Below are 25,790 nucleotides of genomic sequence, written 5' to 3' on the forward strand. Positions count from 1 at the left end.
TTCGGGGCGCCGCCATCCACATCATCGCACAACCGCGGAACGGAACGCCGCCGCCATGCCGTTGAGCAGCGCAGCGGCCCGCGGCCGGCTCACAGCCGAGTGCAGGATGATCGGCCGTGTCGGCAACGGCGGCAGCTTGAAGCGCGCGCCGACATCGACCAGCCCTGCGGGAACGGCGCAATGCGCGAGCGGCGCGAGACCGAGGCCGGCGCTCGCAGCCGCGGCCACCGAAGCCGCCCCCTCCCCGACGAATGCCTCCCGCCAGGGCAGGCCCGCGACGGCAAGCGCCTCGACCGCCATCGCCCGGAGATTGCACGGCTGCCGCTGCACCGCGAGCGGCAGCGGCTCGCCTTGGAACGGCGAGAATGTCGGCGCAGCGAACCAGCCGAACCGCGACTCGGCCAGGGTTTCCCCGTCGCGCCGRCTGGCGTCATGGCGCAGGACGATGACCGCATCGAGCTCGCCGGCATCGAACATCTCAAGCAGCCCACGGGAGAGCCCCGTCCGCAGCGACAGCGTCACGCCGCCGCCCTGCTGGCCGGCGACTTGGATCGCCCGCGTCAGCTCGGGGCCGACGAGATGATGCGTGACGCCGAGGCTCAACGAGACGCTCTCCTGCATCAACGCCTCTGTGGCGCGCCGATGGGCGGCGAGGACATCCCGCGCCGGTCCGAGGAAACGTTCGCCCGCGGGAGTCAGGCCGATGCGGCGCGGCGTGCGTTCAAGCAGGCGCTGGCCGATCTGCGCCTCCAGCCGCTTCAGCCGCAGCGAGACCGCAGCCTGCGTCGTATTCAGCGCGGCAGCGGCCTTGGTGAAGGAGCGCAGATCGGCGGCGAGCACGAAGGTCTCGACGGCCTCGGGGTCGAGTGGGCGGCGGATATCCATAACAGAACGATATCATTGATATCCAGATCACAACAATTCCGATGAGATGAAAATTGACGTCTGGTCGTGGGCTCACCTCCCGGGATCAAGAGCCGATGACCAGAACCGCCCTCACCGCCCCGCCCGCGCCAAGCGGAGAGCCGGCACAGACCAGCATCTCCATCTGGACCGTCCTCACGGTCGCCGTGGGGACGCAGACCGCCGGCTCCGTGGTCTCGCAGGGCGTCTACATCCTCGGCCCCTTCTGGCGCGATGCCTTCGGCGTCTCGCTCGCCTCGGCTTCCCTGGCGGTCACGCTGATGAATGGCACGCAGATCGCGACGATCTACGCGATCGGCCGCGCCATAGACCGCTATGGCGAGCGCATCGTCGTGAGCCTCGCCATGTTGGGCATGGCGGCCGCGATGGCCGCTGCTTCCTTCGCGACGGAGCTGACCGGTCTTCTGATCAGCATGGTCTTTCTCGGCGGCACCTATGCGGCCGTGCAGCCGGGCGGCACCCGCGCCATCATGCGCTGGTTCCCGCCGCGCCATCGCGCCCTGGCGACCGGCTTCCGGCAGGCCGCCGTCCCGCTCGGCACGATGATCGCGGCGGCGCTCCTGCCCCTCATTGCCGCGCGGGCCGGCCTGTCTGCCGCCGCCTGGTTCAGCGCGGGCGTTTCCGTCCTCGGCAGCCTGCTGTTCCTGCTGTTCTATCGTGAGGGTGGGCAGGCCGCGCCGGGAGCAAAGCGCGAGGAGCCATTGCGGCTCGGCGCCCTGGTCCGCACCGTCGGAAAGAACCCGCAATTCTGGCCCGTCCTGCGGTTGGGCATCGCGATGTCGGCCTTCCAGTTCACCTTCACCGCCCACGCCATCGGTTACATGGCGGGCTCGCTCGGCTTCGGCATGGTCGGCGCCGCCGGCTTGTTCGCGCTCGCGCAGTTGGCCGGCATTCCCGGCCGCGTCGGACTGCCCTGGCTGAGCGACCGGCTCTGGCCCGGACACCGCCCGCGCTCCTTCGCAGCCATCGCCCTGATCGGGGCCGGGACCGCCGCCGTCTTCGCCCTCCTGCCGCTGGGCACGCCGGCATGGCTGGCGGCGACGATACTCGTCAGCTTCGGCCTGTTCGGCATCGGCTGGTTCCCGCTCTACCTGCTCCAGATCGCGGAAATGGCGCCGCCGAATTCCATCGCCTCGACCGTCAGCTTCGCCTCGACGCTCTGCCTCATCGTGATGGCTGCCGGCCCCTGGCTCTTCGGCCTGGTCGTCGACCAGTTCGGCTACTCCTGGGCCTGGGCGCTGCTGATCGCCCCCGTCGTCGTCACCGCCATTCCGCTCGCGGCGCATGGCAACCGGGCGGACAAATAGACCGCCCTCACSCCTTGCCCACCGCCGCCGCGAAGATGCGGGCGATACCGGCAAGCCGTTGCGCATAGATCTCGCAGCTGGGCGGCGTCCCTGTCTTCGCACCGGCTGCGGCGAACATGATCCCGGCAATCCAATCATCGACGGAGACGGAGGCGCTGGACATCACGATCTCGCCTTGGGCTTCCGCTTCCTGGAGCAGCAGGCGCGCACATCGGGCGAAGATCTGCTCGAAGGCCTGCAGCTCGCGCGTGGCGATGGTGTTCATCACCGCCTTCAGCTCGACGAGATGTTCGCCCGTGCCGAAGCTGGCATAGGCCTGCCCGTGATGAGCCTGAAGCAGGGCCGCAAGCCGTTGCGCAAACGCACCCTTCGTCGCGACAACCTCACGGCAACGTGCCTCGACGCGGCGTCCGAGCAGGTCCAGCATGGCCCGGAAGACATCGTCCTTGCCCTTGAAGTGCAGGTAGAGCGTCGCCTTGGCGAGCCCGGCCTCCCTGGCGATGTCGTCCATCGAGCTGCGCTTGTAGCCGTAGCGGGCGAACAGCCGCAGCGCCGCATCGGCAATCTGGTCGACGCGCGCATTCGCGTCATCGACAGGGATGGAGCTGGAACTTTCGCTTCTGTCCGGCATTGCAGCGTCAGTAGTCTTGACAAAATCCAAACTGCGCGCGACCATCCTAATTAGACTCAAATCGTCTAATTAGTCCAGTCGCGCGACCCAGGGCTACGGATGCATCGCCCGCCATCTGATATGTCAGATCGGGCCTTCGAGGGCGAGCCCTCGATCCGCACCATGGTGCCGCGCTGCGTCATGCCAGCATTCGGAGGCAGCCATGGTCTCTCTCAAGGTCAACGGGACGACGCATAGCGTCGACGTCGACGACGACACGCCCCTGCTCTGGGCGATCCGCGACAATATCGGCCTCACCGGCACCAAGTTCGGCTGCGGCGTCGCCCAATGCGGCGCCTGCACAGTCTATATCGATGGCCAGCCGCTGCGCTCCTGCGTGACGCCGGTCTCCGCGGTCGGCACCAGCGAGATCACCACTATCGAGGGCCTCACCGGCAAGGAGGCGGATGCCGTCCAGGCCGCCTGGATCGCCCGCGACGTGCCGCAATGCGGCTATTGCCAGTCCGGCCAGGTCATGAGCGCGATCGCCCTGCTCAAGGAAAACCGCAAGCCTACCGACCGTGACATCGACCTCGCGATGAACGGCAATATCTGCCGCTGCGCCACCTACGTCCGCATCCGCGCCGCGATTCATGACGCGGCCCGCGCGCTGGAGATCTGAGCCATGACCGCGCATGATCCCAAGCTCTCCCGCCGCGCCTTGCTGGCAGGCGCGGGCGCCCTCGTCATCGGCTTCAACCTGCCGCGCAATGCCCGCGCCCAGTCCGGCGCCGCCGCCGGCTTCAGGCCTGGCGGCAACGCAGCCTTTGCCCCCAACGCCTTCATCCGCGTCGCGCCGGACGACACCGTCACGGTGATCGTCAAGCATATCGAGTTCGGCCAGGGGCCGTTCACTGGCCTCGCCACCCTCGCCGCCGAGGAGATGGACGCCGCCTGGAGCCAGATGCGCGCCGAGCACGCGCCGGCTGACGTCAAGCTCTACGCCAATCTCGCGCTGGGCGTTCAAGGCACCGGCGGCTCGACCGCGATCGCCAATAGCTGGGAGCAGATGCGCAAGGCCGGCGCCGCGGCGCGTACTATGCTCGTGCAAGCCGCCGCCACCGCCTGGAAGGTTCCGGTCTCCGAGATCAAGGTCGAGGGCGGCGTGATCAGCCACGCCTCGGGCAAGCAGGGCCGCTTCGGCGAATTCGCCGAGGCCGCCGCCAAGTTGCCCGTGCCCGAGAACCCGCCGCTGAAGGCCGCCTCGGCCTACCGGCTGATCGGCAAGGAAGGCGCGGTGAAGCGGCTCGACACCGCCGATAAGACGCGCGGCAAGGCGCAGTTCACCATCGACATCCACACGCCGAACATGCTGACGGTGGTGGTCGCTCGCTCGCCGCGCTTCGGCGGCAAGGTCGCTAGCTTCGACGCCTCGCAGGCGCTCAAGGTCAAGGGCGTCGTCGACGTCAAGCAGATCGGCTCCGGCGTCGCTGTCTATGCCAACGGGACATGGCCGGCAGTGAAGGGACGCGAAGCCCTCAAGGTCACCTGGGACGATAGCGAGGCGGAGAAGCGCGGCAGCGCCGAATTGATCGCCGAATACCGCCGCCTCGCCCGGCAGCCCGGCACTGTCGCCGGCAGCCATGGCGACGCCGAGGCCGCGCTCGCCAAGGCCGATCGCGTCGTCGAGGCCGAGTTCGTCTTCCCCTATCTCGCGCATGCGCCGATGGAGCCGCTCGACGGCTATCTGGAATGGGATGGCGAGAAGGCGCATGCCCGCTTCGGCAGTCAGTTCCAGACCACCGAGCACCAGACCATTGCCACCATCCTCGGCCTGCCGCCGGAGAAGGTGAACCTCGAAACCATGCTCGCCGGCGGCAGCTTCGGCCGGCGCGCGCAGGTCAGCCAGCACCTCGCCGCCGAACTCGCCATGGCCGCCAAGGCGATCGGCCCGAACCGTCCGGTCAAGGTGATCTGGACCCGCGAGGACGACCTCACCGGCGGCTATTACCGGCCGCTCTTCGTGCATCGCCTCAGGGGCGCGGTGAAGGACGGCAAGATCACCGCCTGGTCGAACACGCTGGTCGGCCAATCCTTCTTCCTCGGAACGCCCTTCGAGTCCTTCGTGGTCAAGAACGGCATCGACGCGACCTCGGTCGAGGGCGCCAACGAGATCTTCTACGAGGCGCCCGATTTCCGCTGCGAGGTGCACAACCCCAAGGTCGGCGTGCCCACCCTATGGTGGCGCTCCGTCGGCCACACCCATACCGGCTATGCCGTCGAGTGCTTCGTCGACGAGCTGTTGCAGGCCGCAGGGCAGGACCCGCTGCAGGGCCGGCTCGCCATGATGGGCGACAGGCACCCGCGCGCCGCCGCGGTGCTCAAGGCCGTCGGCGAGATGGCGGGCTGGAAGGGCTCCGCGCCGGTCGATGGCCGCGCCCGCGGCGTCGCGGTGGTCGAGAGCTTCAGCTCCTACGTCGCCCAGATCGCCGAAGTCTCGATCGGGCCGGAGGGCGAGCCGAAGGTCCACAAGGTCTGGTGCGCCGTTGATTGCGGCGTTGCCGTCAATCCCGACATCATCCGCGCCCAGATGGAGGGCGGCATCGGCTTCGGCCTCGGCCACGCCCTCTATGGCCAGATCACCCTCGACGGCGGCCGTCCGGTCCAGACCAATTTCCACGAATATCGTTCGTTGCGCATCAACGAGATGCCGGACGTCGAGGTCAGGATCATCGCCTCCACCGAGAAGCCGACCGGCGTCGGCGAGCCCGGCGTGCCGCCGATCGGTCCTGCCGTCGCGAACGCGCTCGCCGCGCTCGGCCACGGCCGGCCCCGCCAGCTGCCGATGCAGGGAGGTTCCGTCTGATGAGCAGGAACCTGATCCTCGCCGCGGCGGCGGCCGTTGCCGTCTGCCTCACTGGCAGCGCCATGACGCGGGCGCAGAACGCCGGGCAGGCCCAGCCGGGCGGCGCCAGCTTGCGACCTGCTTCGAGCTTCTCCGCCATCGCCAACCAGCGCGACCGCTCGGTCGCGCTCTTCAACGAGATGGGCAAGGTGCTCACGCATCCGCGCTGCATGAACTGCCATCCGGCGACGGAGCGGCCCCGACAGGGCGATGCACGCAAGCTGCACGAGCCGGTGGTCGTACGCGGCAAGGATGGCCACGGCGCGACCGGCCTCCATTGCGCGACCTGCCATGGCAAGGAGAACTTCGACCCGGCCGGGGTTCCGGGCGACGGACATTGGGCCCTCGCCCCGGCCTCGATGGCCTGGGAAGGCAAGACGCTCGGTCAGATCTGCGAGCAGTTGAAGGACCAGAGCCGCAACGGCAGCCGCGACACCGCAGCGCTGATCAAGCATGTCACCACCGACAGCCTCGTGCTTTGGGGCTGGAATCCCGGCAAGGGGCGCACGCCCGCACCCGGCACGGCGGCCGAGTTCGGCGCGCTGATGCAGGCCTGGGCCGATAGCGGCGCCGCCTGCCCGGCGTCGTGAATTGTTGGATCAGCCCTTCGGGCTGGCCGGATTTCCTGCCGCCCCGAAGGGCACCAGGCCAGGCAGCTCCGCGACCAGCTTGCGGAACGCGTCGCCGCGCACCTCGAAATTCGGGAACTGGTCGAAGGAGGCGCAGGCCGGCGAGAGCAGCACCGCGATCTCGCCCTCGCCCGGCTTCGCCAACGCGTCGCGGGTGGCATCCGCAACGGCCTTGTCGAGCGTGACGCTGCGCTCATAGGCGACGCGCCCGTCATCGTCGAAGGTCGCGGCAAAGAGGTCGCTCGCCGCGCCGATCAGATAGGCCCTGGCGATGTTGGGGAAGTAGCGGCGCAGGGATTCGATGCCGCCCTCCTTGGCCTTGCCGCCGAGGATCCAGAAGATGTCGTGGAAGGAGGTCAGCGCCTTCTCGGTCGAGTCGGCATTGGTCGCCTTGGAATCGTTGATGAAGACGACGCGGCCGATGCGGCCGAGTTCTTCCATGCGATGCGCCAGTCCGGGATAGGTCTTGAAGCCAGCAGCGACTTCTTCTGCCGAAAGGCCCAGCGCGGAGCAGGCGGCGAAGGCCGCAGCCGCGTTCTGCGCATTGTGCGAGCCGCGCAACGAGCCGATACCGGCGAGATTGGCGACGACTCGCGGCTTGCCATCCTTGACCTCGACGATCCGAGTATCGAGCCGGCCCTGATTGGCGGTGACCCCGGCGAAGACGCCCTCGTCGAGCGGCTGCTCGCCGCTGATCTTCACGAGCGGCCGCCCCCCGGCGGCGCGCCGGCGCGCCATCTGCTTCGAGGCCTCGTCATCCACGCCGACCACGGCGATATCGGCGGCGGCGACCAGCCGTTCCTTGATCGCCGCATAGTTCTCCAGCGAGCCGTGCCGGTCGAGATGATCAGGCGTCAGGTTCATCTGGATGCCGACGGTCGGCGCCAGCGTCGGCGCGAGGTCGATCTGGTAGCTCGAGCATTCGATGACGTGGATGCGGTTCGCAGCCGGCGGCTCGAGCGCCAGCACGGCCGTACCGATATTCCCGCCCATCTGCACATGGCGGCCGGCTTCCTTCAGTACATGGGCGATCAGCGCGGTCGTGGTCGACTTGCCATTGGTGCCGGTGATGCAGACGACCGGCGAACCCGGCGCGATCTTCGCCCGCTCGCGGAAGAACAGCTCGACATCGCCGATGATCGCGACGCCCGCGGCCTTGGCCTTGCCGACCGTCCAGTGCGGCTCGGGATGCGTCAGCGGCACACCCGGCGAGAGCACGAAGGCGGCGAAGCCCGACCAGTCGGCACTTGCCAGATCGATGACGGCGATGCCTTCCGCCGCCGCCTTGTCGCGGCTGCCCTGATTGTCGTCCCAGGCGGCGACGTCGGCACCGCCCGCCTTCAGCGCACGCGCCGTGGCGAGGCCGGAGCCGCCGAGGCCGAAGAGGGCGACCTTGCGCCCGGCGAAGACCGTGACGGGCGTCATGCTCACGCTCTCAGCGCAGCTTGAGCGTGGAGAGGCCGACCAGCGCCAGCACCACGGAGATGATCCAGAAGCGAATCACCACCTGCGGCTCCGTCCAGCCCAGCTTCTCGAAATGGTGGTGGATCGGCGCCATCAGGAAGACGCGCTTGCCAGTGCGCTTGAACACGGCGACCTGAATGATCACCGAGAGCGCCTCGACGACGAAGAGACCGCCGACGATGGCGAGCACGATCTCATGCTTGGTCGCGACCGCGATGGTGCCGAGCAGGCCGCCCAGGCCGAGCGAACCGGTGTCGCCCATGAAGATCTGGGCCGGCGGCGCGTTGAACCAGAGGAAACCGAGGCCGGCGCCGATCACCGCGCCGCAGACGACGGCGAGCTCGCCTGCGCCGGGGATGTGATGGATCTGCAGGTAGTTGGCGAAGATCGCGTTGCCGACGAGATAGGAGATGAAGCCGAAGGTGCCGGCCGCGATCATCACCGGCACGATGGCGAGGCCGTCGAGCCCGTCGGTCAGGTTCACCGAATTGCCGGCGCCGACCACGACGAAGGCCGTGACCAGCGGGAACAGGATGCCGAGCGGGATGATCGCTTCCTTGAGGAAGGGCATCGCGAAACCCGAGCCGATCGCCGCGGGCTGCGTCTGCATGATGGCATAACAGGCGATCAGCGCGACCACGACCTCGATCGAGATGCGCGCCTTGCCCGAAAAGCCCTTATGCGACTGCTTGGTGACCTTGAGATAGTCGTCATAGAAGCCGATGGCGCCATAGGCGGCGGTTACGCCGAGCACAATCCAGACATAGGGATTGCGCAGATTGCCCCAGAGCAGCACGGCAGCGAACAGGCCGGACATGATCATCAGCCCGCCCATGGTCGGCGTGCCGCGCTTGGCGAGATGCGTCTCCGGCCCGTCGGTGCGGATCGGCTGGCCCTTGCCTTGCTTGATCCTGAGCCAGGAGATCGCAGCCGGGCCGAAGAAAAAGACGAAGAGCAGGGCCGTCGCCGTCGCCCCGCCTGCGCGGAAGGTGATGTAGCGAAAGACGTTCAGGATCGGGAAGGTGCCGGAGAGTTCGGCGAGCCAGACGAGCATGCTTGGGCGTTCTCTTAAGGGTCAGTCTTCGGCAGGCACGGCAGGAAAGCGCGCGAGGATCGCCTTGACGATCGGCCCCATGCGCGAGCCGAGCGACCCCTTGACCGTGATGACATCGCCGGCGCGGATCGCATCGAGCACGAGCGGCTCCAGTTCGCCCGCCCCGGGGGCATAAGCCCCCCGCATGGGCGAAGGCAAGCTTTCATAGAGCCCCTTCATCAGCGGCCCGCAGGCAAAGACCTTGTCGATCCTGTTGGCGACGAGCGGTTCGGACAGGCCCTTGTGCAGCTCCGCGCCGGTCGATCCGAGCTCCAGCATGTCGCCGAGCACGGCGATGCGGCGGCCCCTGCCCTCGACCGGCAGGCGGCCGAGATTTTCGATCGCAGCGCGCATCGAGGCGGGGTTGCCGTTGTAGCTCTCGTCGAGCAGCGTGAGCGCGCCGCCCGGCGCATGCAGGATCTGCCGCGCCCCTCGCCCGGCCGGGGGCTTCAGGTCGCCGAGCGCCAGCGCCGCAAGAGCAAGGTCGGCACCCAGTGCATGGACGACCGCGAGCACCCCGAGCGAGTTCAGCACGATATGCTTGCCCGGGCTGCCGAGGCGGTAGGTAACAGGCTCGCCGAAGACACGGGCCTCGACCGTCGACATGTCCGGCTTCAGCGCGCAGGAGACGAGCTTCACATCGGCATCGGGGCTTTCGCCGAAAGTGATGATCCGCCCGGCCGGGCCGGACTTGGCGATGTCGCGCAGCAATTCGGATTGCGGGATGTCGGCGTTGACGATCGCCGTGCCGCCCTTCTCCAGCTCCCAGAAGACACCGGCTTTCTCTTCCGCGATCCCTTCCACCGAGGCGAAAGCGGCGAGATGCACCGGCTGGATCGTGGTGATGATCGCAACCTGCGGGCGCACCATCCGCGCCAGCGGCACGATCTCGCCGGGGCTGTTCATCCCGATCTCGTAGACCGCATATGCCACGTCGCTGGGAGTGCGACACAATGTGAGCGGCACGCCCCAATGGTTGTTGTAGGAGGCGATCGGCGCATGCGTCCTGCCTTGCCGCGACAGCACGAGGCGCAGCGCCTCCTTGGTGCCGGTCTTGCCGACCGAGCCGGTGACAGCGATGACCTTCGCCTTCAGCTCGGCGCGCCGCGCCGTACCGGCCTGCTCCATCGCCCTGAGCACGTCGGGCACCACGGCGAGCGCGCCCGCGCCCGTGAATTCCGCCGCATGCGCCTCGTCGATCACGGCCAGCGCGGCGCCCTTCTGCAGCGCGGCCTTGACGAAGTCATGCCCATCCCGCGCCTCGCCCTTGATGGCGAAGAAGACATCGCCTGGCTCGAGCGTGCGGGTGTCGATCGAAGCGCCCGTCACGGCCGGCGGGACCGCTCCCTCGGCACGCGCGCCCAGCGCCGCGATCAGCTTATCTCCGGTCCAGAGCGGGGCGCTCATCCTGCAATCTCCGATAGCGCTTTCCGGACGACGTCGTGATCCGAGAAGGGCAATGTGCGGTCGCCTATGATCTGGCCGGTTTCATGGCCTTTTCCGGCGACGACCAGCAAATCCCCAGGCATCAGCATGCACACCGCGCTTCTGATCGCCTCCTCGCGGTCGCCGATCTCCAACAGCTTCGGCGAGGCGGCCATGACCTCGGCCCGGATCGTCGCCGGGTCCTCGCTGCGCGGATTGTCGTCGGTGACGATGGCGATGTCGGCCTTCTCGGCCGCAATCGCCCCCATCAGCGGGCGCTTGCCCTTGTCGCGGTCGCCGCCGCAGCCGAAGACGCAGATCAGCCGCCCGGTCGCATAGGGGCGCAGCGTCGTCAGCACGGCCGCGAGCGCATCGGGCTTATGGGCGTAGTCGACGACGACAAGCCCGCCGTTGGCCTCTCCAACGCGCTCCAACCGCCCGGCTACGCCCGTGAGCCCGGAAATCGCCCGCAGCGCCGCAGCCTTGTCCTCACCGGTCGCGATCGCGAGCCCGGCGGCGACCAACGCATTGCCCGCCATGAAATCGCCGACCAGAGGCAGGGCGACCGAGAACTGCTGCCCGTCGAAGCCGACCGTCAGGCGCTGCGAGAAGCCGTCGCGCTCATTGGCCAGCAGCGTGAGCGTCTCGCCCTTGCGGCCGATGCCGATGATCGGATGCCCGGCGATGGCTGCAGCCTGCGCCGCCTCTTCCGCAAAGGGCTCGTCGCGATTGATCACAACGGGCGCGCCCTCCGGCAACAACATCCAGAGCCGGAGCTTCGCGGCGAGGTAGTCCTCGAGGCTGGGATGATAATCGAGATGGTCCCGCCCGAGATTGAGGAAGGCGCCGGCCTTCAGCCGTACGCCGTCGAGACGACGCTGGTCGAGCCCGTGCGAGGAAGCTTCCATCGCGAGATGCGTGACGCCCTCGCCCGCCAGCATATCAAGCGAGGCATGCAGCGAGAGCGGATCGGGCGTGGTCAGCGAGCCGTAATCGGCCCCTTTGGCCGTCACGACACCAATCGTGCCGACGCTCGCGGCCTCATGACCAAGCGCCTGGAAGATCTGCCGGGTGAAATCCGCGACGGAGGATTTGCCGCTCGTCCCTGTCACGGCGACGATGGTCTCAGGCTGGCGCGGATGGATCTTCGCAGCGGCCAGCGCCAGTGCGAGCCGCGGATCGTCGACCTCAGCGAAGGCGACGCCCGCCGGCAGGTCGGCCGGGCGCGGGCCGCCGGAAATCACGGCGACCGCGCCGTGCCCCACCGCATCCATGATGAAGCGTGCGCCATCCGCCTTCGCGCCGGCGAGCGCGACGAAGACGTCGTCCCCCGTGACCTTGCGGCTGTCGAAGGCGACGCCATGCACCTGCTGGCTGGCGGCGTCGGCGTCGAAAGTCTCGGGGAAGAGGTCTCCGAGGCTGTATCCGGTCATCGTCATGGTCACCGTTATAGGCTGAGTTCAGCGCGAACCCCAGGCCCCGAGCTTGGCCATCAGCGGGAAGGGCGATGGCGGCGGTTCGAAGCGCGGGGACAGGCCGAGGATCGGCGCCGCACGCTCGATCACCTTGCCGGTCGTCACGCCCGCATTCCACGCGGCGGTCGAATAGCCGCCGCTCTCGGCATATCCCTTCGGCTCGTCATAGATCGCGAGGAAGAGATATTTCGGCTTGTCGGAGGGGGCGATCGCCGTGAAGGTCGTGAAGTTCTTGTTCTTGGCATAGCGGCCGTTGACCACCTTTTCGGCCGTCCCGGTCTTACCCCCGACGAAATAGCCGGGGATATCGGCCTTGCGTGCCGAGCCCTTTTCGCCGTTGAGCCTCATGATGAAGCGCATCGCCTCCGAGGTCTCCGGCTTGATCACGCGCGTCGCCACCTTGCGCGCATCCTCCTCGGAGCGCTTCAGGAAGGTCGGCTTCATCAGATAGCCGCCATTGACCAGCGCCGCGACGGCGGCGAGCGCCTGCAGCGGCGCCACCGCGAGGCCGTGGCCGAAGGCGATGGTCGCTGTATTGATCTCGCCCCAGCGCTGCGGAACGATCGGGGCGGCGCTTTCCGGCAGCTCCGTCGTCATCCGGTCGAGCTGCATCATCTTCTTGAGAAAGGCCTTGTGGCCCTCGACGCCGACGGCCAGCGCCATCTTGATCGAGCCCATGTTGGACGAGTGCAGGAAGACCTCCGGCACCGTCAGATTGCGGCCGGTGCCATGGTATTCCTTGATGACCTGGCGGCCGAACCGCATCATGCCGCCGGCGGTCGAAAAGCTCGAATTGATGTTGACCTTGCCGGAGTCGAGAGCCATCGCGATGGTCAGCGCCTTGAAGGTCGAGCCCATCTCGTAGACGCCGACATTCATCCGGTTGATCCGGTCCTTCTCCAGCGCGTCGACCGGGTTGTTCGGGTCGAAATCCGGCAGCGACGCCAGCGCGATCACCTCGCCGGTGTTCACGTCCATGATCGCGCCGGCCGCCGCGATGGCCTTGAAGCGCTCCATGCCTTTGAAAAGCTCGTCGCGCAGCAGGTGCTGGACGCGCAGGTCGATCGAGAGTTGAACCGGCTTGAGATCATTCGCCTCGGTCGCGAGGCCGGCACCGTTGAGGTCCTGCAGCCCCTGCGAGTCGATGTATTTCTCGATACCGGCGATGCCGACATTGTCGACACTCGCGAAGCCCAGCACGTGCGCCGCCGCCGTACCGTTGGGATAGACGCGCTTGTTCTCCGGCACGAAGCCGACGCCGGGGATGCCGAGCCGGTGCACCTCGGCCTGCTGGCGCGGCGTGATCTCGCGCTTGACCCAGACGAAGCCCTTCTTGGTGCCGAGCTTGTCGCGCAGATCCTTGGCGTCGAGATCCGGCAGCACGGCCGTCAGCAGTTCGGTCGCCTCGTCCTTGTCGAGGATCTTGCGCGGTTCGGCGAAGACCGAAACCGTGCGGATGTCGGTGGCCATCACCTCGCCGTTGCGGTCGGTGATGTCCGGCCGCGCGGCGGAGATGGCGTTCGAGGTGGCGCGGCGCAGGCCCACCTGCTCGTTCGGCAGCGTCGCCAGCATGACGAGCCGGCCGGTGATGGCGATGAACAGCGCGGAGAAACCGAGGATGACGAGGCCGACGCGCGGCTGGCTCTTCTCCCCGCTCATGCGGAAAACGTCGCGCAACCAGGCCAGGCGCCCGCGCTTGACCGCACCCTCGGCGGCCTCGTGCTGTTGCTCCATCGGCGCCTCGTTCTGCTTCGGCTCGGTCATGGCATCGCCCCCGGCGTCGTGGCGCTCGTCGTGCCGCCCGTCCTGGCGCTCCTCGGGGTTTCGGTGGGGAGGCCCAGGCCGAGATCCTCGAGCTTGCGGCCGATGGTATCGACCTTCGGCCCGCGATTGGGGATGTCGGAAGGCTTGACGACCTGCGTCACGACGAAGGGCTGCAGGTCGAGATGCCGCTCGGCCAGCGCCTGGACCCGGTCGGGCCTGTTCAGGAACTGCCATTCCGCCTTGAGCACCTGGATGGCGTCGCGCTCGCGCTGGGTCTTGCTCTTGAGCTTCTGGAGGTGTTCGGCCGCCAGCGTCGTCTCGTATTTGATCGAATAGGCATAGACCGCCGAGGAGACCAGTGCACCGATGGCGATGACATGCAGGAGCTTGATCACGCTCAGGATCTCCGGCGCGGCTGCGGATCGGGAACGGTCGAAAGCGCGACGAGCCCGGCATCGGCGCCGCGTGCAGGCGCCTCGTTGCGCTCGGCGGCGCGCAGCTTGGCCGAGCGCGCCCGCGGATTCGTCCGCATCTCCGCGTCGGACGGCGCAACCGCGCCCTTGGCGATCAGCCGGAAGGTCGGCTGCGCCGCCGCCACGGCCGGAGCATGGCGGGAGCCGGACGGCACGCGGCCAGAGCGCTCGGCGAAGAACTGCTTGACGATCCGGTCTTCCAGCGAATGGAAGGTTACGACGACCAGCCGGCCGCCGGGCTTCAGCACCGTCTCCGCCGCGTGCAGGGCTCTGACGAGCTCGCCGAGTTCGTCGTTGACGGCGATGCGCAGCGCCTGGAAGACGCGCGTCGCCGGATGCGCCCCACCCGGTTCCCCGCGCACGATGCCGGCGACAAGGTCTGCGAGCTGCTTGGTGGTGGTGAGCGGAACCTTGCGGCGAGCTTCGACGACGGCGCGGGCGACGGCGCGCGAGCGACGCTCCTCGCCATAGTGGTAGAAGATGTTGGCGAGGAGCCCTTCCTCAGACTGATTGATGATGTCGGCAGCGCTCTGCCCCTGCCCGCTCATCCGCATGTCGAGCGGTCCGTCGAAACGGAACGAGAAGCCGCGCTCCGCCTGGTCAATCTGCATCGACGAGACACCGATATCGAGCACGACGCCGTCGAGCGGCACCATTTTGAAGCGCTGCGCCTCCTCCGCGAGCTCGCCGAAGCAGGCCTGCGACAGCGTCAGCCGCCCGGCCATCGCCGCGACGAGGTCGGCCCCACCGGCGATTGCCGTCGGGTCGCGGTCGAGCCCAAGCAGGATCGCATCCGGCGCCGCATCGAGGATCGCTTTGGTGTAGCCGCCCGCGCCGAAGGTTCCATCGAGATAGCGCCCGCCCGGCCGCGGCGCGAGCGCCTCCAGCACCTCGGCGAGCAGGACCGGCACGTGACGGGCCGCTCCGCCCGCGGCCGCGTCCGAATGACCGGTCATGGACTTGTTCCTCCGGCCGGCCCGGCGAGGCCGCCCAGCGTGCGCTTGACGTCGCGCAGGCGCGTCCGCGCTGCCTCGAGATGGGCGCGGAAACGCTCCGGCTCCCAGATCTGGAATTTGTGGCCGTGGCCGACGAAGGTCACGGTGTCGCCGATCCCGGCATGCGCCTTCAGCGCCTCGCTCAGCACCATCCGCCCCTCCGTATCGACCTTCAGCACCTCGGAGGTGCCGTTGAGCGCCGTCGAAAGCAGCTCCCACTCGTCCGAGAACGGTGAGAAACGCGCCAGAATGTCGTCGATCGTGGCCCGCAGCGCGTTGCCGCCGGCGTCGAGCGCCGGCAGGTCGAGCGCCTGATGGACATAGAGCCCCTCGTAGCCGTCCTTCGCAAGGACCGCCCGGAAACTCGATGGAATGGAAACGCGCCCCTTGGCATCGAGTCGATTGGTGAAGTTCGAGACGAAGCGGTCCGTCAACGCCGCCTCCCGGCTTGCACCTCATGGCGCCGCAGCGCGGCGTGGCGGGCGGCGAAAAGACCCCCCGCCGAAGCAGGCAAGGCGCCTCCGACAGCCAAAATCCGCGCGGCACACGGACCTTGACCCTTGGATTGCCTGCCGGCTTCGACGGGATGATTTGGGATAGCATGGGCAATAATGGGCGTCAATGGAATCACAGGCGCGGAAGCACCCCTGCGAGGACTCCCCGCCATCACAGCTCGTTAAGGTTAAGTATCCGTAAGCGCGCAGAAATTGGCTTCGCCGAGCCGAGCGGCCCGGTGACGCGCGACATCGCCGCACCGAAAAATGTTTGCGGAAAAACGCGGTCATTCCGGGCGAGCCGCGAAGCAGCACCGATCCGGAATCCATCACAAGGCTCCGCCGCCCTGCGATGGATTCCGGGTCAAGCCCGGAATGACCGAGCGCTGCCAGTGAATGGCGGCATGCTCAAACGTCGCGGGACGCCGCCAGCAGCGCGTCACGGACGAGGTCGAGCTGGTCGCGCAGTTGCTCGGCGCCCTGCGCCGTCGCACCCAGAGCCTGCCCGATCAGACCCTGCACGCAGCGCCCCCTCTCCCGCATCTTCTCGCCCTTCTCGGCGAGCCGGACGCGAACCTGGCGCTCGTCGCGCTCGTCACGCTCGCGCCGGATGATGCCGGCGGCGTCGAGCCGTTTGAGCAGCGGCGTCAGCGTGCCGGAATCCAGCATCAGCTTCTCGCCGAGTTCCTTGACGGTGAGCCCATCCCGCTCCCACAGCGCGAGCATCACCAGATACTGCGGATAGGTCAGCCCGAGCTCGGCCAGGATCGGCCGGTAGGCCCGGTTGAAGGCATGGCCGACCTGATAGACGGCAAAGCAGAGCTGCTGCTCCAGCCGGGGCATCTTTTGTTCAGCCTCATCCCGATCAGCCATCTCACCCTCGCCCTTTCGCATTGAGGCAAACCCGAATTTGCTCGTGCGATCAACCGTCGCGAGGTTCGCGCAAATTAATTGTTGACAATCTAATTGTACACAATCTAAATAGCAAGCATCAGTTCACCGCAGAGAAGGAGCGTTCCGATGAAAATCCTCTACACCGCCCATGGTTCCGCCACTGGCGGCCGCGAAGGCCAGGCCGCAACCGATACCGGCAACGTCAAGCTCGTCCTGAACACCCCGAAGGAGCTTGGCGGCGGCGGCGGCGACGGCACCAACCCCGAGCAGCTCTTCTCGATGGGCTATTCGGCCTGCTTCCTCGGTGCGCTCAAATTCGTCGCCGGCAAGGAAGGCGTGAAGATCCCCGAGGACGCCCGCGTCAGCGCCGATGTCGGAATCGGCCCGCGCGATGACGGCACCGGCTTCGGCATTGCGGCCAAGCTGACGATCTCGGTCCCGGGCGTCGACAAGGCGGTGGTCGAGAGCCTCGTCCAGAAGGCCCATATCGTCTGCCCGTATTCCCACGCCACCCGCGGCAACATCGACGTCGAGTTGCAGGTGGCCTGAGCGGCCGCATGTGTCGAAATGCGAAAGGGCCGGGATCACTCCCGGCCCTTTTCGTATCTGGAGGTGCCAGTCGGCCTGTAAGCCGGGTTCTGGATGGCCGGAGGATCGCTCCCCCGACGTGACGGCCATTCCTCTGGGACGCGCATCGCTGCGCGCCTCGAGCAACCAACCCGGACGACGGGGCACAGAAACCTGCCCCTCCCCGCTTGCGCGGAAAGCATCGTCCCTATTCGGTTTTGCTCCCGGTGGGGCTTGCCATGCCGTCCCCGTTGCCGGGTCCGCGGTGCGCTCTTACCGCACCTTTTCACCCTTACCTCGCCAAGAAAGCCGAAGCTCTCAGCGCGAGGCGGTTCGATCTCTGTGGCGCTTTCCCTGGGGTCGCCCCCGCCGGACGTTATCCGGCACCGTGTTTCCGTGGAGCCCGGACTTTCCTCCCCCGCGAGCGGGAGCGGCCGTCCGGCCGACTGGCGAGGGGGAGATGCGCGCTGGCGCGGCCGGCGTCAAGCGCAGCCGCAACAAAGCTGTCAGTTGCGCGCCGAGATCGTGCGCACCTTCGCGCAATAGGTGCGGTTGGCGCCGCTCATATGCGTGGTCATATGGCCGCTCTGATATTTCATGATGGTGCGGCAGGTGTCGCCGCCGGCAAGCCGGTAGGCCATCGCGAGATACTTCATGCCGTAGCGCGCATTGGTCTCGGCATCGAGCAGGCCGCTCGCACTGCCCGAATAGCCCATGCCGCGCGCCGTCTGGTGGCGGATCTGCATCAAGCCGAAATTGCCGGCATGCGCTGCCCGCGGATTGTAGCGGCTCTCGACCCGGATGACAGCATCGGCGAGCGAGAACGGCACGCCATTGGCCGCGGCATGGCGCGCGACGATGGCCTTGATGCCCTCGGAACCGGCCGGCGCAGCCAATGCTCGGATCGCACGCGGCTCCGCCTCGGCAGCCGCGACTTCGGGATGGGCGGCTCGCGCCGCTTCGGCCTTGGCCATCCTCGCCGCCTTGCGCTCGGCCCTGCTGCCCGGCTTCGTGGTGACCGCTTCGGTCTGCGCCTCCCCGGCCTTCTCGCGGGCGATCTCAGCCTCGCGTACGATGAAGGCTCTGGCATCCGTTTCCGCGTTCACGAGTTCCTCCGCCGAAGCCAAGCCGGAGAGGCTAATCAGGCACACAGCCGCGAGACAACCAGAGATATATCGCATGTTGAACTGAACCCACCTTACGCCACGACTGGCTAATGGGGGCGTTCAATTGATGGTCGAATGTGTCGATAATCTGTCTCCAAATGAAGAAAAACGCACAATTAAATACGTAAACAGGAATTTATTCTATATTTATCTATTCAGTATTGATATGTATTGAGGTACCCCAAAAACTTAGCCGGCCCGCACCCACAAGAACGAATCAAGCAGGCCCCCGCGCCGCCCCATTCCCGCCCAATTTCCCGCTCGCGGAACTTTTTCGGCGCGGCAGCGGGCCGCAGCGGCTCCTCTTGCATTGGCAGCGGCGCTCCCCACATCATCCGCCCTTCGGATTCACCAGGGTCATCGTGTTCATGGCTTCCTCCTTTTGGGGTGCACTCGGCGGCGGCGGGCTCGGGCTCGTTCTCGGCGGCCCCCTCGGCGCCTTGCTCGGCGCGGTTGCGGGCCATGTGCTGGTCGACCGTGAAGGGGCACCTTTCGGCCCGGCACCGCGCGAACTCGTCTTCACCACCGGCCTCGTCGCACTTGCCGCCAAGATGGCGCGCTCGGACGGCGTCGTGACCTGCGACGAGGTCACGGCCTTCCGCCGCATCGTCGAGGTTCCTCCTGACCAGCAGCAGCGCATCGAGCACCTGTTCGATCTTGCGAAGCAGACCAGCGCCGGCTTCGAGGCCTATGCCTCGCAGATCGCTGGCGTCTTCAAGGACGAACCCGCCCTGCTGGAGGACGTCCTCGACGGGCTCTTCCTGATCGCGGCCGCCGACGGAGCGATCCATGAGGCTGAGCATGCCTATCTCTGCTCGGTCGCAGGCATCTTCGGCATCGAGGAGCGCGATTTCGCCCGCATCGAGGCGCGCCATGTCCGCCGCGCCGACGATCCCTATCTCGTCCTCGGTGCCAGCCGCGAGATGGACGACGCCGAGCTGAAGCGCCATTACCGCCGCCTTGTCGCCGAGACTCATCCCGACCGCGAGATCGCGCGCGGCCTCCCCGAGGAGGCGATCGCCATCGCGACGAAGCGCCTCTCGGCCATCAACGCCGCCTGGGACACGATCCGGAAAGAACGCGGCATGAGCCGCAATCTCACGCCTGAACCCGCATAAGCCTGCCCGCATGAACGATATCGTGAAGCCGGACGCGGCGACCCCGGACAGCCGTTTCGCCGCCAAGGTGTTCCCCTCGCCCAATCACGGCGAGCGCACGCAGCGGGACGGCGAGAATTCCGACGCCCTTCCCGGCCGCCGGCCGGACATGCTGATCCTGCACTACACCGGCATGCCCGTCGCGGGCGAAGCGCTGCAATGGCTGTGCAACCCGGTCTCGCAGGTCTCGTCGCATTACTTCGTCTTCGAGAACGGCCATACGCTCCAGCTCGTGCCGGAGGGTCGCCGCGCCTGGCATGCGGGCGCCTCGCACTGGGCCGGCGAGACCGACATCAACTCCAGCTCGATCGGGATCGAGATCGCCAATCCCGGCCATCCCGGTGGCCTGCCCGATTTCCCGGAAGAGCAGATCGCTGCGACTCTGAACCTCTGCCGCGACATCTGCGAGCGCTGGTCGATACCGCCCGAGCGCGTGCTCGCCCATTCCGATATCGCGCCCGGCCGCAAGATCGACCCCGGCGAGAAATTCCCCTGGCGGCGCTTTGCCGAGGCCGGCGTCGGCCTGTGGAGCGAACCTGCCCCGATCCGCGGCGGGCGGTTCTTCGCCCGCGGGGAGAGCGGCCAGCCGGTCGAGGCTCTGCAGGCGATGTTCGCCATGCTCGGCTATGGCGTCGCGGTCGACGGCCTCTTCGACGAGAAGCTCGAAGCGGTCGTCGCCGCCTTCCAGCGCCACTGGCGGCCGGAGAAGGTCGATGGCGTCGCCGATTCCTCGACGATCACGACCTTGCGGGACCTGCTCGCGGCAACGCAGGGCGCCCGCACCGCCTGAGCGGTCGCTAGCCCGAAGATTGCAGGAAGTTAACTCGCCCACCGTCCCGCTTTCTGGCAAAGTCGGCGCCAACTGCGCTCGCGCGCCGTGGGATGGGGAAGCGACCTTGCGCAAATGGCTGATTGGAACGGGGCTCGTCGTGCTCGCTGCAGCCGGCGGGTACTGGGCGTTGCGCCCGGCCGGCGGGGCCGCCAATGAGCCACCCTATCGCACCGCCGCGCTCGATCGTGGCCGCATCACGGCCGCCGTGCGCGCCACCGGCACGCTGACACCAGTCACCACTGTCCTCGTCGGCTCCCAGCTTTCCGGCCAGATCGTCGAGATCCTTGTCGACTACAATTCGCAGGTGAAGGCCGGGCAGATCGTCGCCCGCCTCAACAGCGACCAGATCAAGACGCGACGCGACGCAGCGCAGTCGGACCTCGAGCAGGCCAGGGCCGATCTCATCGTCAAGCGCGCTCAGCTGGACCGCGCGCGCACCGCCCGCACCAAGGCCGATTCGATCGTCCGCGATCTCGAAGCGCAGCGCGACCGCACCACCGCCCAGCTCGCCGACGCCAAGCGCACCTTCGAGCGCCAGGAGCAACTCTTCAACCGCAATACCGGCGCGCAGCAGAACCTCGACACTGCCCGCACCCAGGTCGAGATCCAGACCGCGACGCTCGCCTCGAACGAGGCCCAGCTCGCCTCGGCTCGCGCCGAGCTCAAGGGGCTGGACGCCGACATCCAGCTCGCCGAAGGCCAGGTCCAGTCCGGCACCGCCCTGATCGGCAGCCGGGAGGCCAAGCTCAAGGACGTCCTGATCGATCTCGAGCGCACGGACATCCGCTCGCCGGTCGATGGCGTCGTGGTGCAGCGCCAGGTCGATCTCGGCCAGACGGTCGCCGCCTCGCTCTCGACGCCGACGCTGTTCCAGATCGCGCAGGACCTGCGCACCATCGACATCTACTCCAATATCGACGAAGCCGATGTCGGCCGGCTGAGGCCAGGTCAGCCGGTCTCCTTCACCGTCAACGCCTATCCGAACCGCACCTTCCAGGGACGGGTCGAGATGGTCCGCCTCGGCGCTCAGACGATCCAGAACGTCGTCACCTATACCGGCGTCGTGCGCGTCGAAAACCGCGACATGGCGCTGCTGCCGGGCATGACCGCCAATCTCCAGGTCGTGACCGAGGACCGGTCCGAAGCGCTGCGCGTGCCCAATGCGGCTCTGCGTTTCCGCCCCGCCGGCGCTGTGCTCACGCCATCCACCCCCTCCGGCGCCGAGCCCGCTTCCGATGGCGCGGCAAGCGAGCGCGGCCCGCGCGCCGGAGCGGCCTTGCGCGAGCGGATCGAGACCGAGCTGCAGCCGACAATAGAGCAGAAGCAGGCCATCGCCGAAATTCTGAAGGAGCGCCGCGGCAACCGCGAGGCGATGGCTGGCCTCTCCCCGGAGGAGCGCCGCGCCGCCTTCCGCACGGCGCGCAACGAGCTCGCCGCGAAGATCGGCGCGGTTCTCGATCCCGAGCGCCGCGCCAAGTTCGAGGCGATCATGCAGGAAGGCCGCGCCGCCCCGCGCCAGGGCGTTCCGGGTCGGGTCTATGTGCTCGACGATGCCGGGCAGCCCAAGCCGGTGCCGGTCATGCTCGGCCCGACCGACGGCGCCTTCACCGAGCTGCTCGGTGGCGAGGTCAAGGAAGGCACGCAGGTCGTGACCGGCGGCGGCCCGCGCGCCACAGCGGCGCCCGAACCGCCCGCCTCCCGCCCGCGCGGGCCGCGGCTGTTCTGAGGGCGCCGCCATGCCCCTGATCGAAACCCGCGACCTCTCCCGTGTCTACGATCTCGATTCCGGCCGCGTCACCGCCCTGGACCGGGTCTCTCTCGCGATCGAGGCCGGCGACCTCGTCGCCGTGATGGGGCCGTCCGGCTCGGGTAAATCGACCTTCATGAACCTGATCGGCTGCCTCGACCGGCCGAGCGCGGGCCATTACGTGCTGGACGGCGTCGCCGTCGAGACGCTGTCGAGCGACGGCCTCGCCGAGCTGCGCAACCGCAAGCTCGGCTTCGTCTTCCAGCAGTTCAACCTGCTGCCGCGCATCGATGCCTGCGCCAATGTCGAGCTGCCGATGGTCTATGCCGGCGTGGCGCGGGCCGAGCGGCGCCGGCGCGCGCTCGCGGCGCTCGGGCGCGTCGGCCTCGCCGAGCGCGCCCATCATCGCCCGATGCAGCTCTCCGGCGGCCAGCAGCAGCGCGTCGCCATTGCGCGCGCGCTGGTCAACCAGCCGCGCCTCCTGCTCGCCGACGAGCCGACCGGCGCGCTCGACAGCCGCACCGCGCTCGAAATCCTCGCGCTCTTCCAGGATCTGAACCGCGAGGGCGTCACCGTCGTCCTCGTGACGCATGACGCCGAAGTCGCACGCCATGCGCGCCGGCTGATCCGCTTCCGCGACGGGCATCTGCTCAGCGATCTCAGGCAGGAGCCGGCCGACGCTCGCGCTGCGCTGGAAGCGCTCGATACTGGCCTCGTCTTGCCCGAGGTGGATGTGCCGGAGGCCGCCGCATGAGCCTCGTCGAGGCCCTCCGCTCAGCCCTCTCCGCCATCGGCGCCAATGCGTTGCGCTCGGCGCTGACCATGCTCGGCATCATCATCGGCGTCGCCGCCGTCATCGCCATGGTCGCGATCGGCTCGGGCGCGCGCGAGCGCGTCACCAGCCAGATCAAGTCGCTCGGCGCCAATCTCGCCATCATCCAGTCCGGCAACGTCACCCAGGGCGGCGTCAGGCTCGGCGCCGGTGCCTCCTCGACCCTGACCGACGAGGACGCCGCCGCGATCCTGAAGGAGGTCGAGGGCACCACCGCTGCCGCGCCGATCATCGTCACCCGCGCCCAGGCGGTCTATGCCGGTACGAACTGGTCGACGCAGATCACCGCGACCAATCTCGACTTCTTCGCCGCCCGCGAATGGGAGCTCGCCGACGGCCGGCTGTTCGAGCCCGAGGAGCTGCGCAAGGGCGAGATCGTCGCCGTGATCGGCCAGACCGTGGCGCGCAATCTCTTCGGCGAGGAGAACCCGCTCGACCAGCAGTTCCGCATCCGCAACGTGCCCTTCAAGGTCATCGGCGTGATGGCGCCCAAGGGCCAGTCGGCGCTCGGACAGGACCAGGACGACGTCATCTTCGTGCCGCTCGACACCGGCCGGCGCCGCATCGTCGGCCGCAACTATGCCCGCGACCGCTCGGTCCAGAGCATCATGGTGAAGTTCGCGAGCGAAGAGGCGATCAATCCGGGCATCGCCGACGTCACGGCCCTGCTGCGCCAGCGTCACCGGCTGATGGAGGATCAGGACGACGATTTCATCGTCCGCAACCTCACCGAGATCGCCAACACCGCGACGGCGGCCGCAACGACCCTGTCCTGGCTGCTTGCGGCGGTGGCCGCCGTGTCGTTGCTGGTCGGCGGCATCGGCATCATGAACATCATGCTGGTCTCGGTCACCGAGCGCACCCGCGAGATCGGTCTCAGGCTTGCTGTCGGCGCCCGCCAGAGCGCGGTGCTGATCCAGTTCCTGATCGAAGCGACGACTCTCGCGACCATCGGCGGCGCGGCCGGCGTCGCGCTCGGCATCGCGGCGGCGCTCACCATCGCCAATATCGCCGGCTGGCCCTCGGTGATCTCGATCGAGACGATCCTGATCGCGGTCGGCGTCTCCGGGCTGATCGGCGTCTTCTTCGGTTTCTATCCGGCGCAGCGCGCCGCGAGGCTCGATCCGATCGAGGCGTTGCGGCGCGAATGAAAATCCGGCATCCGCGCGGCAGCGCAAAGGTCCCTTAACGGACCGGGCCTAGGGTTGCCCCATCGGCACAGGAGGGCGCCTTGAACAGCCAGCAGCTCGTCGCGGCGACCCGTCCCCTCTATGATCGCGCCGTGGCGACGGCGGCCATCGGCGCCTGGGAATGCAACCTCGCCAATGAATCGCTGAGCTGGACCGACGGTGTCTACGACCTCTTCGGCCTGAAGCACGGCTCAGCCATCTACCGGAGCGCGACCCTGGATCTCTACGAGGACCAGTCGCGCCGCGAGATGAACCAGTTGCGCAGCACCGCCATCCGCACCGGCCAGGGCTTCGCGCTCGACTGCCGGATCAGGGCAGCGACCGGCGAGAAGCGCTGGATGCGCCTCGTCGTCGGCGTCGGCCATCAGCATGGCCGCCCGCTCCGCATCTTCGGCTCCAAGCAGGACGTCACCGCCGAAAAGGGGCTCTGGACCGAGCTTGCCGGCATGGCGCGCAGCGAACCGCTCACCGGCCATTCCGTGCCCCACAGCTTTTCCGACGCGCTGCGGCAGATCAGGCACGACCCGCGCTCCGGTCCCGACCGCCTGGCCCTCGCGATCTTCCAGATCGACCGTTTCCAGAACCTGACCGAAGATTTCGGCAAGGCGGCAACCGACACGCTCACACGCTGCATCGCCGAGCGGCTGAAGCGGCACTTCCCCGATGCCCTGGCGATCGACCCGGCTGGACCCGGCGCCTTCGCCCTGCTGCTGCAGATGCCGGGTGACCGGCGCTATCTGGGCACCGTGCTCGACGGCACGCGCCGGTTGCTCTGCCGCCCGGTCTCGCACGGCGCGCTGGTGCTCGATTTCAGGCTATCGATCGGGGCGGCGCTGGTGACGACGGACGGCTATCGCCAGCAGCAGGAAATTCTCGCCGAGGCGGAAGCCGCGCTCCATGTCGCCAACATGGCAGGCGGCGACTGCGTCCGCGTCTTCGACGGGCCGGTCACCGCGATCCGCGGCCGGGCCGCCTTGGCCTGATCGGAGCTTCGTCGCCGCTCAGTTGGCGTCCGTCTCCGCCAATGCCCGGATGAACACGATCTGCCCGTCGATCGACCGGCCCATCTCGCGCCAGCCATGGCGGCGATAGAAGCGCTCGGCCCGCGTGCCCGATCCCGTCGTCAGCCACGCCTGTGCATGTCCCCCCGCCGTCAATTCGGCGAGCGCCGCATCGAGCAGCGCCCGGCCATGGCCGCGCCCCTCATGCGCGGGATCGACGAACAGAGCCCAGATCAGCCCGGTCTGATGATTGGCGCAGGTGAAGGCCACGACCTCGCCTGCCTCCTCCGCGACGAAGAAGATGGCGTGCTCGCGATACCAGTCGACCTCCTCGGCCGTCACCAGCGACGGATCGCTGAGGACGTTCTCGCGCACGCCCATGCGGATGGCATGGATGCGCGCATGGTCGGCAAGGGTCGCTTTCCGGATCACCGAGCCCCGGCTTCAGCGCTTGCGAACGAATTCGGTGCGCAGCACGAGGCCCTTGATCGCGTCGTGGCGGCAGTCGATCTCTTCAGGATTGTCGGTCAGCCGGATCGAACGGATCACCGTGCCCTGTTTCAGGGTCTGGCCGGCACCCTTGACCTTCAGATCCTTGATCAGCACGACGGAATCGCCATCCGCCAGAATATTGCCGGCGGAATCACGCACTTCGACGCGCGCCGCGGCGGCAGAGGCGGCCGCCACCTCGGAAGCAGGGCGCCACTCGCCCGCCGCCTCGTCATAGACGTAATTGTCGTTGTCGTCGGTCATGACCGCTCAGTCCGCCATAGGGGTGCCGGACAGCCCGGCCCAGCTCGGTTATACGAGCAGGGCCGGAAATTCAACAAACGCCATCTGTAGAAA

Annotated in this window: 25 protein-coding genes and 1 other RNA gene; 11 read left to right on the plus strand and 15 right to left on the minus strand. The window is 67.8% G+C overall.

Translation table 11 applies throughout. The features are described 5' to 3' along the window. Positions 1-21 precede the first annotated feature (21 nt). The gene (locus tag AC1DE3_RS02325; RefSeq protein ID WP_476779077.1) at positions 22-885 is read right to left on the minus strand and encodes a LysR family transcriptional regulator; all 864 of its coding nucleotides are present in this window, start codon (positions 883-885) and stop codon (positions 22-24) included. A gap of 95 nt (positions 886-980) precedes the next feature. On the opposite strand from AC1DE3_RS02325, the gene AC1DE3_RS02330 reads away from it, so the two are divergent. Then, entirely contained in the window at positions 981-2,231 is a 1,251-nt protein-coding gene (locus AC1DE3_RS02330; RefSeq protein WP_476779076.1) for an MFS transporter, read from the plus strand. Positions 2,232-2,238: 7 nt separating this feature from the next. Here the strand turns inward: AC1DE3_RS02330 and AC1DE3_RS02335 are convergent, their stop codons facing one another. Beyond that, positions 2,239-2,862 carry a TetR/AcrR family transcriptional regulator gene (locus tag AC1DE3_RS02335; protein ID WP_476852031.1) on the minus strand — a complete coding sequence of 208 codons (624 nt, stop codon included), beginning with the start codon at positions 2,860-2,862 and terminating at the stop codon, positions 2,239-2,241. Between the two features lie 202 nt (positions 2,863-3,064). Between AC1DE3_RS02335 and AC1DE3_RS02340 the strand changes: the two genes are divergently transcribed. Genes AC1DE3_RS02340 through AC1DE3_RS02350 form a run of 3 tightly spaced genes read left to right on the plus strand, consistent with a single transcriptional unit; the run spans position 3,065 to position 6,336 of the window. Continuing rightward, positions 3,065-3,523, plus strand: a complete 459-nt coding sequence (locus AC1DE3_RS02340; RefSeq protein ID WP_476779074.1) for a (2Fe-2S)-binding protein — start codon at positions 3,065-3,067, stop codon at positions 3,521-3,523. 3 nt (positions 3,524-3,526) lie between these two features. Next, positions 3,527-5,707: a xanthine dehydrogenase family protein molybdopterin-binding subunit gene (locus AC1DE3_RS02345; protein WP_476852032.1), complete on the plus strand. Its 2,181-nt coding sequence runs from the start codon at positions 3,527-3,529 to the stop codon at positions 5,705-5,707. Then, positions 5,707-6,336 (plus strand): Isoquinoline 1-oxidoreductase subunit, encoded by a 630-nt coding sequence (locus tag AC1DE3_RS02350; protein ID WP_476779072.1) that lies wholly within the window; start codon positions 5,707-5,709, stop codon positions 6,334-6,336. Before AC1DE3_RS02345 ends, AC1DE3_RS02350 begins: the two co-directional genes overlap by 1 nt. Before the next feature lie 9 nt (positions 6,337-6,345). On the opposite strand, the gene murD is transcribed toward AC1DE3_RS02350, so the two are convergent. From murD to AC1DE3_RS02395, 9 genes are all read right to left on the minus strand, one after another. Continuing rightward, complete coding sequence (gene murD, locus AC1DE3_RS02355; protein ID WP_476779071.1) at positions 6,346-7,800, minus strand: UDP-N-acetylmuramoyl-L-alanine--D-glutamate ligase; 1,455 nt, start codon at positions 7,798-7,800, stop codon at positions 6,346-6,348. A gap of 10 nt (positions 7,801-7,810) precedes the next feature. Then, the gene (gene mraY, locus AC1DE3_RS02360) at positions 7,811-8,893 is read right to left on the minus strand and encodes a phospho-N-acetylmuramoyl-pentapeptide-transferase (RefSeq protein WP_441513846.1); all 1,083 of its coding nucleotides are present in this window, start codon (positions 8,891-8,893) and stop codon (positions 7,811-7,813) included. A 21-nt stretch (positions 8,894-8,914) separates the two neighbouring features. Further along, positions 8,915-10,339 carry a UDP-N-acetylmuramoylalanyl-D-glutamyl-2,6-diaminopimelate--D-alanyl-D-alanine ligase gene (locus AC1DE3_RS02365; protein ID WP_476779069.1) on the minus strand — a complete coding sequence of 475 codons (1,425 nt, stop codon included), beginning with the start codon at positions 10,337-10,339 and terminating at the stop codon, positions 8,915-8,917. After that, positions 10,336-11,790, minus strand: a complete 1,455-nt coding sequence (locus AC1DE3_RS02370; protein ID WP_476779068.1) for a UDP-N-acetylmuramoyl-L-alanyl-D-glutamate--2,6-diaminopimelate ligase — start codon at positions 11,788-11,790, stop codon at positions 10,336-10,338. The genes AC1DE3_RS02365 and AC1DE3_RS02370 overlap by 4 nt, the downstream gene beginning before the upstream one ends. 27 nt (positions 11,791-11,817) lie before the next feature. Next, complete coding sequence (locus AC1DE3_RS02375; RefSeq protein WP_476779352.1) at positions 11,818-13,566, minus strand: peptidoglycan D,D-transpeptidase FtsI family protein; 1,749 nt, start codon at positions 13,564-13,566, stop codon at positions 11,818-11,820. A 26-nt stretch (positions 13,567-13,592) separates the two neighbouring features. Continuing rightward, positions 13,593-13,991, minus strand: a complete 399-nt coding sequence (gene ftsL, locus AC1DE3_RS02380) for a cell division protein FtsL (protein ID WP_476779067.1) — start codon at positions 13,989-13,991, stop codon at positions 13,593-13,595. 2 nt (positions 13,992-13,993) lie between these two features. Then, a complete protein-coding gene (rsmH, locus tag AC1DE3_RS02385) occupies positions 13,994-15,025 on the minus strand; it encodes a 16S rRNA (cytosine(1402)-N(4))-methyltransferase RsmH (protein ID WP_476779066.1) in 1,032 nt (343 codons plus the stop codon). After that, a complete protein-coding gene (locus AC1DE3_RS02390; protein WP_441513850.1) occupies positions 15,022-15,498 on the minus strand; it encodes a division/cell wall cluster transcriptional repressor MraZ in 477 nt (158 codons plus the stop codon). Before AC1DE3_RS02390 ends, rsmH begins: the two co-directional genes overlap by 4 nt. A gap of 468 nt (positions 15,499-15,966) precedes the next feature. After that, positions 15,967-16,431: a MarR family winged helix-turn-helix transcriptional regulator gene (locus AC1DE3_RS02395; protein ID WP_476779065.1), complete on the minus strand. Its 465-nt coding sequence runs from the start codon at positions 16,429-16,431 to the stop codon at positions 15,967-15,969. A gap of 147 nt (positions 16,432-16,578) precedes the next feature. Between AC1DE3_RS02395 and AC1DE3_RS02400 the strand changes: the two genes are divergently transcribed. Beyond that, a complete protein-coding gene (locus AC1DE3_RS02400) occupies positions 16,579-17,001 on the plus strand; it encodes an organic hydroperoxide resistance protein (RefSeq protein ID WP_441513852.1) in 423 nt (140 codons plus the stop codon). Positions 17,002-17,063: 62 nt separating this feature from the next. On the opposite strand, the gene rnpB is transcribed toward AC1DE3_RS02400, so the two are convergent. Both rnpB and AC1DE3_RS02410 read right to left on the minus strand, forming a co-directional pair. Beyond that, positions 17,064-17,469: RNase P RNA component class A (gene rnpB / locus AC1DE3_RS02405), an RNA gene on the minus strand. A 56-nt stretch (positions 17,470-17,525) separates the two neighbouring features. Next, entirely contained in the window at positions 17,526-18,125 is a 600-nt protein-coding gene (locus tag AC1DE3_RS02410; RefSeq protein ID WP_476779064.1) for a lytic transglycosylase domain-containing protein, read from the minus strand. A 428-nt stretch (positions 18,126-18,553) separates the two neighbouring features. Between AC1DE3_RS02410 and AC1DE3_RS02415 the strand changes: the two genes are divergently transcribed. The 6 genes from AC1DE3_RS02415 (at position 18,554) to AC1DE3_RS02440 (ending at position 24,926) form a co-directional block, all read left to right on the plus strand. Further along, entirely contained in the window at positions 18,554-19,303 is a 750-nt protein-coding gene (locus AC1DE3_RS02415; RefSeq protein ID WP_476779063.1) for a TerB family tellurite resistance protein, read from the plus strand. Between the two features lie 10 nt (positions 19,304-19,313). After that, positions 19,314-20,132, plus strand: coding sequence for an N-acetylmuramoyl-L-alanine amidase (locus tag AC1DE3_RS02420; RefSeq protein ID WP_476779062.1), 819 nt, complete (start codon positions 19,314-19,316; stop codon positions 20,130-20,132). Positions 20,133-20,238: 106 nt separating this feature from the next. Next, positions 20,239-21,900 (plus strand): efflux RND transporter periplasmic adaptor subunit, encoded by a 1,662-nt coding sequence (locus AC1DE3_RS02425; RefSeq protein WP_441513856.1) that lies wholly within the window; start codon positions 20,239-20,241, stop codon positions 21,898-21,900. Between the two features lie 10 nt (positions 21,901-21,910). Then, positions 21,911-22,675 carry an ABC transporter ATP-binding protein gene (locus AC1DE3_RS02430; protein WP_476779061.1) on the plus strand — a complete coding sequence of 255 codons (765 nt, stop codon included), beginning with the start codon at positions 21,911-21,913 and terminating at the stop codon, positions 22,673-22,675. Then, positions 22,672-23,904: an ABC transporter permease gene (locus AC1DE3_RS02435; protein WP_441513858.1), complete on the plus strand. Its 1,233-nt coding sequence runs from the start codon at positions 22,672-22,674 to the stop codon at positions 23,902-23,904. The genes AC1DE3_RS02430 and AC1DE3_RS02435 overlap by 4 nt, the downstream gene beginning before the upstream one ends. An 80-nt stretch (positions 23,905-23,984) precedes the next feature. Next, the gene (locus AC1DE3_RS02440; RefSeq protein WP_476779060.1) at positions 23,985-24,926 is read left to right on the plus strand and encodes a sensor domain-containing diguanylate cyclase; all 942 of its coding nucleotides are present in this window, start codon (positions 23,985-23,987) and stop codon (positions 24,924-24,926) included. 18 nt (positions 24,927-24,944) lie between these two features. Here the strand turns inward: AC1DE3_RS02440 and AC1DE3_RS02445 are convergent, their stop codons facing one another. Together AC1DE3_RS02445 and AC1DE3_RS02450 are read right to left on the minus strand one after the other, a co-directional pair. Then, the gene (locus AC1DE3_RS02445; protein WP_476779059.1) at positions 24,945-25,376 is read right to left on the minus strand and encodes a GNAT family N-acetyltransferase; all 432 of its coding nucleotides are present in this window, start codon (positions 25,374-25,376) and stop codon (positions 24,945-24,947) included. Between the two features lie 12 nt (positions 25,377-25,388). Then, the gene (locus AC1DE3_RS02450) at positions 25,389-25,697 is read right to left on the minus strand and encodes an alkylphosphonate utilization protein (RefSeq protein WP_476779058.1); all 309 of its coding nucleotides are present in this window, start codon (positions 25,695-25,697) and stop codon (positions 25,389-25,391) included. Positions 25,698-25,790: the final 93 nt, after the last annotated feature.

It is taken from the genome of Allobosea sp. 10L417, from assembly GCF_056395485.1.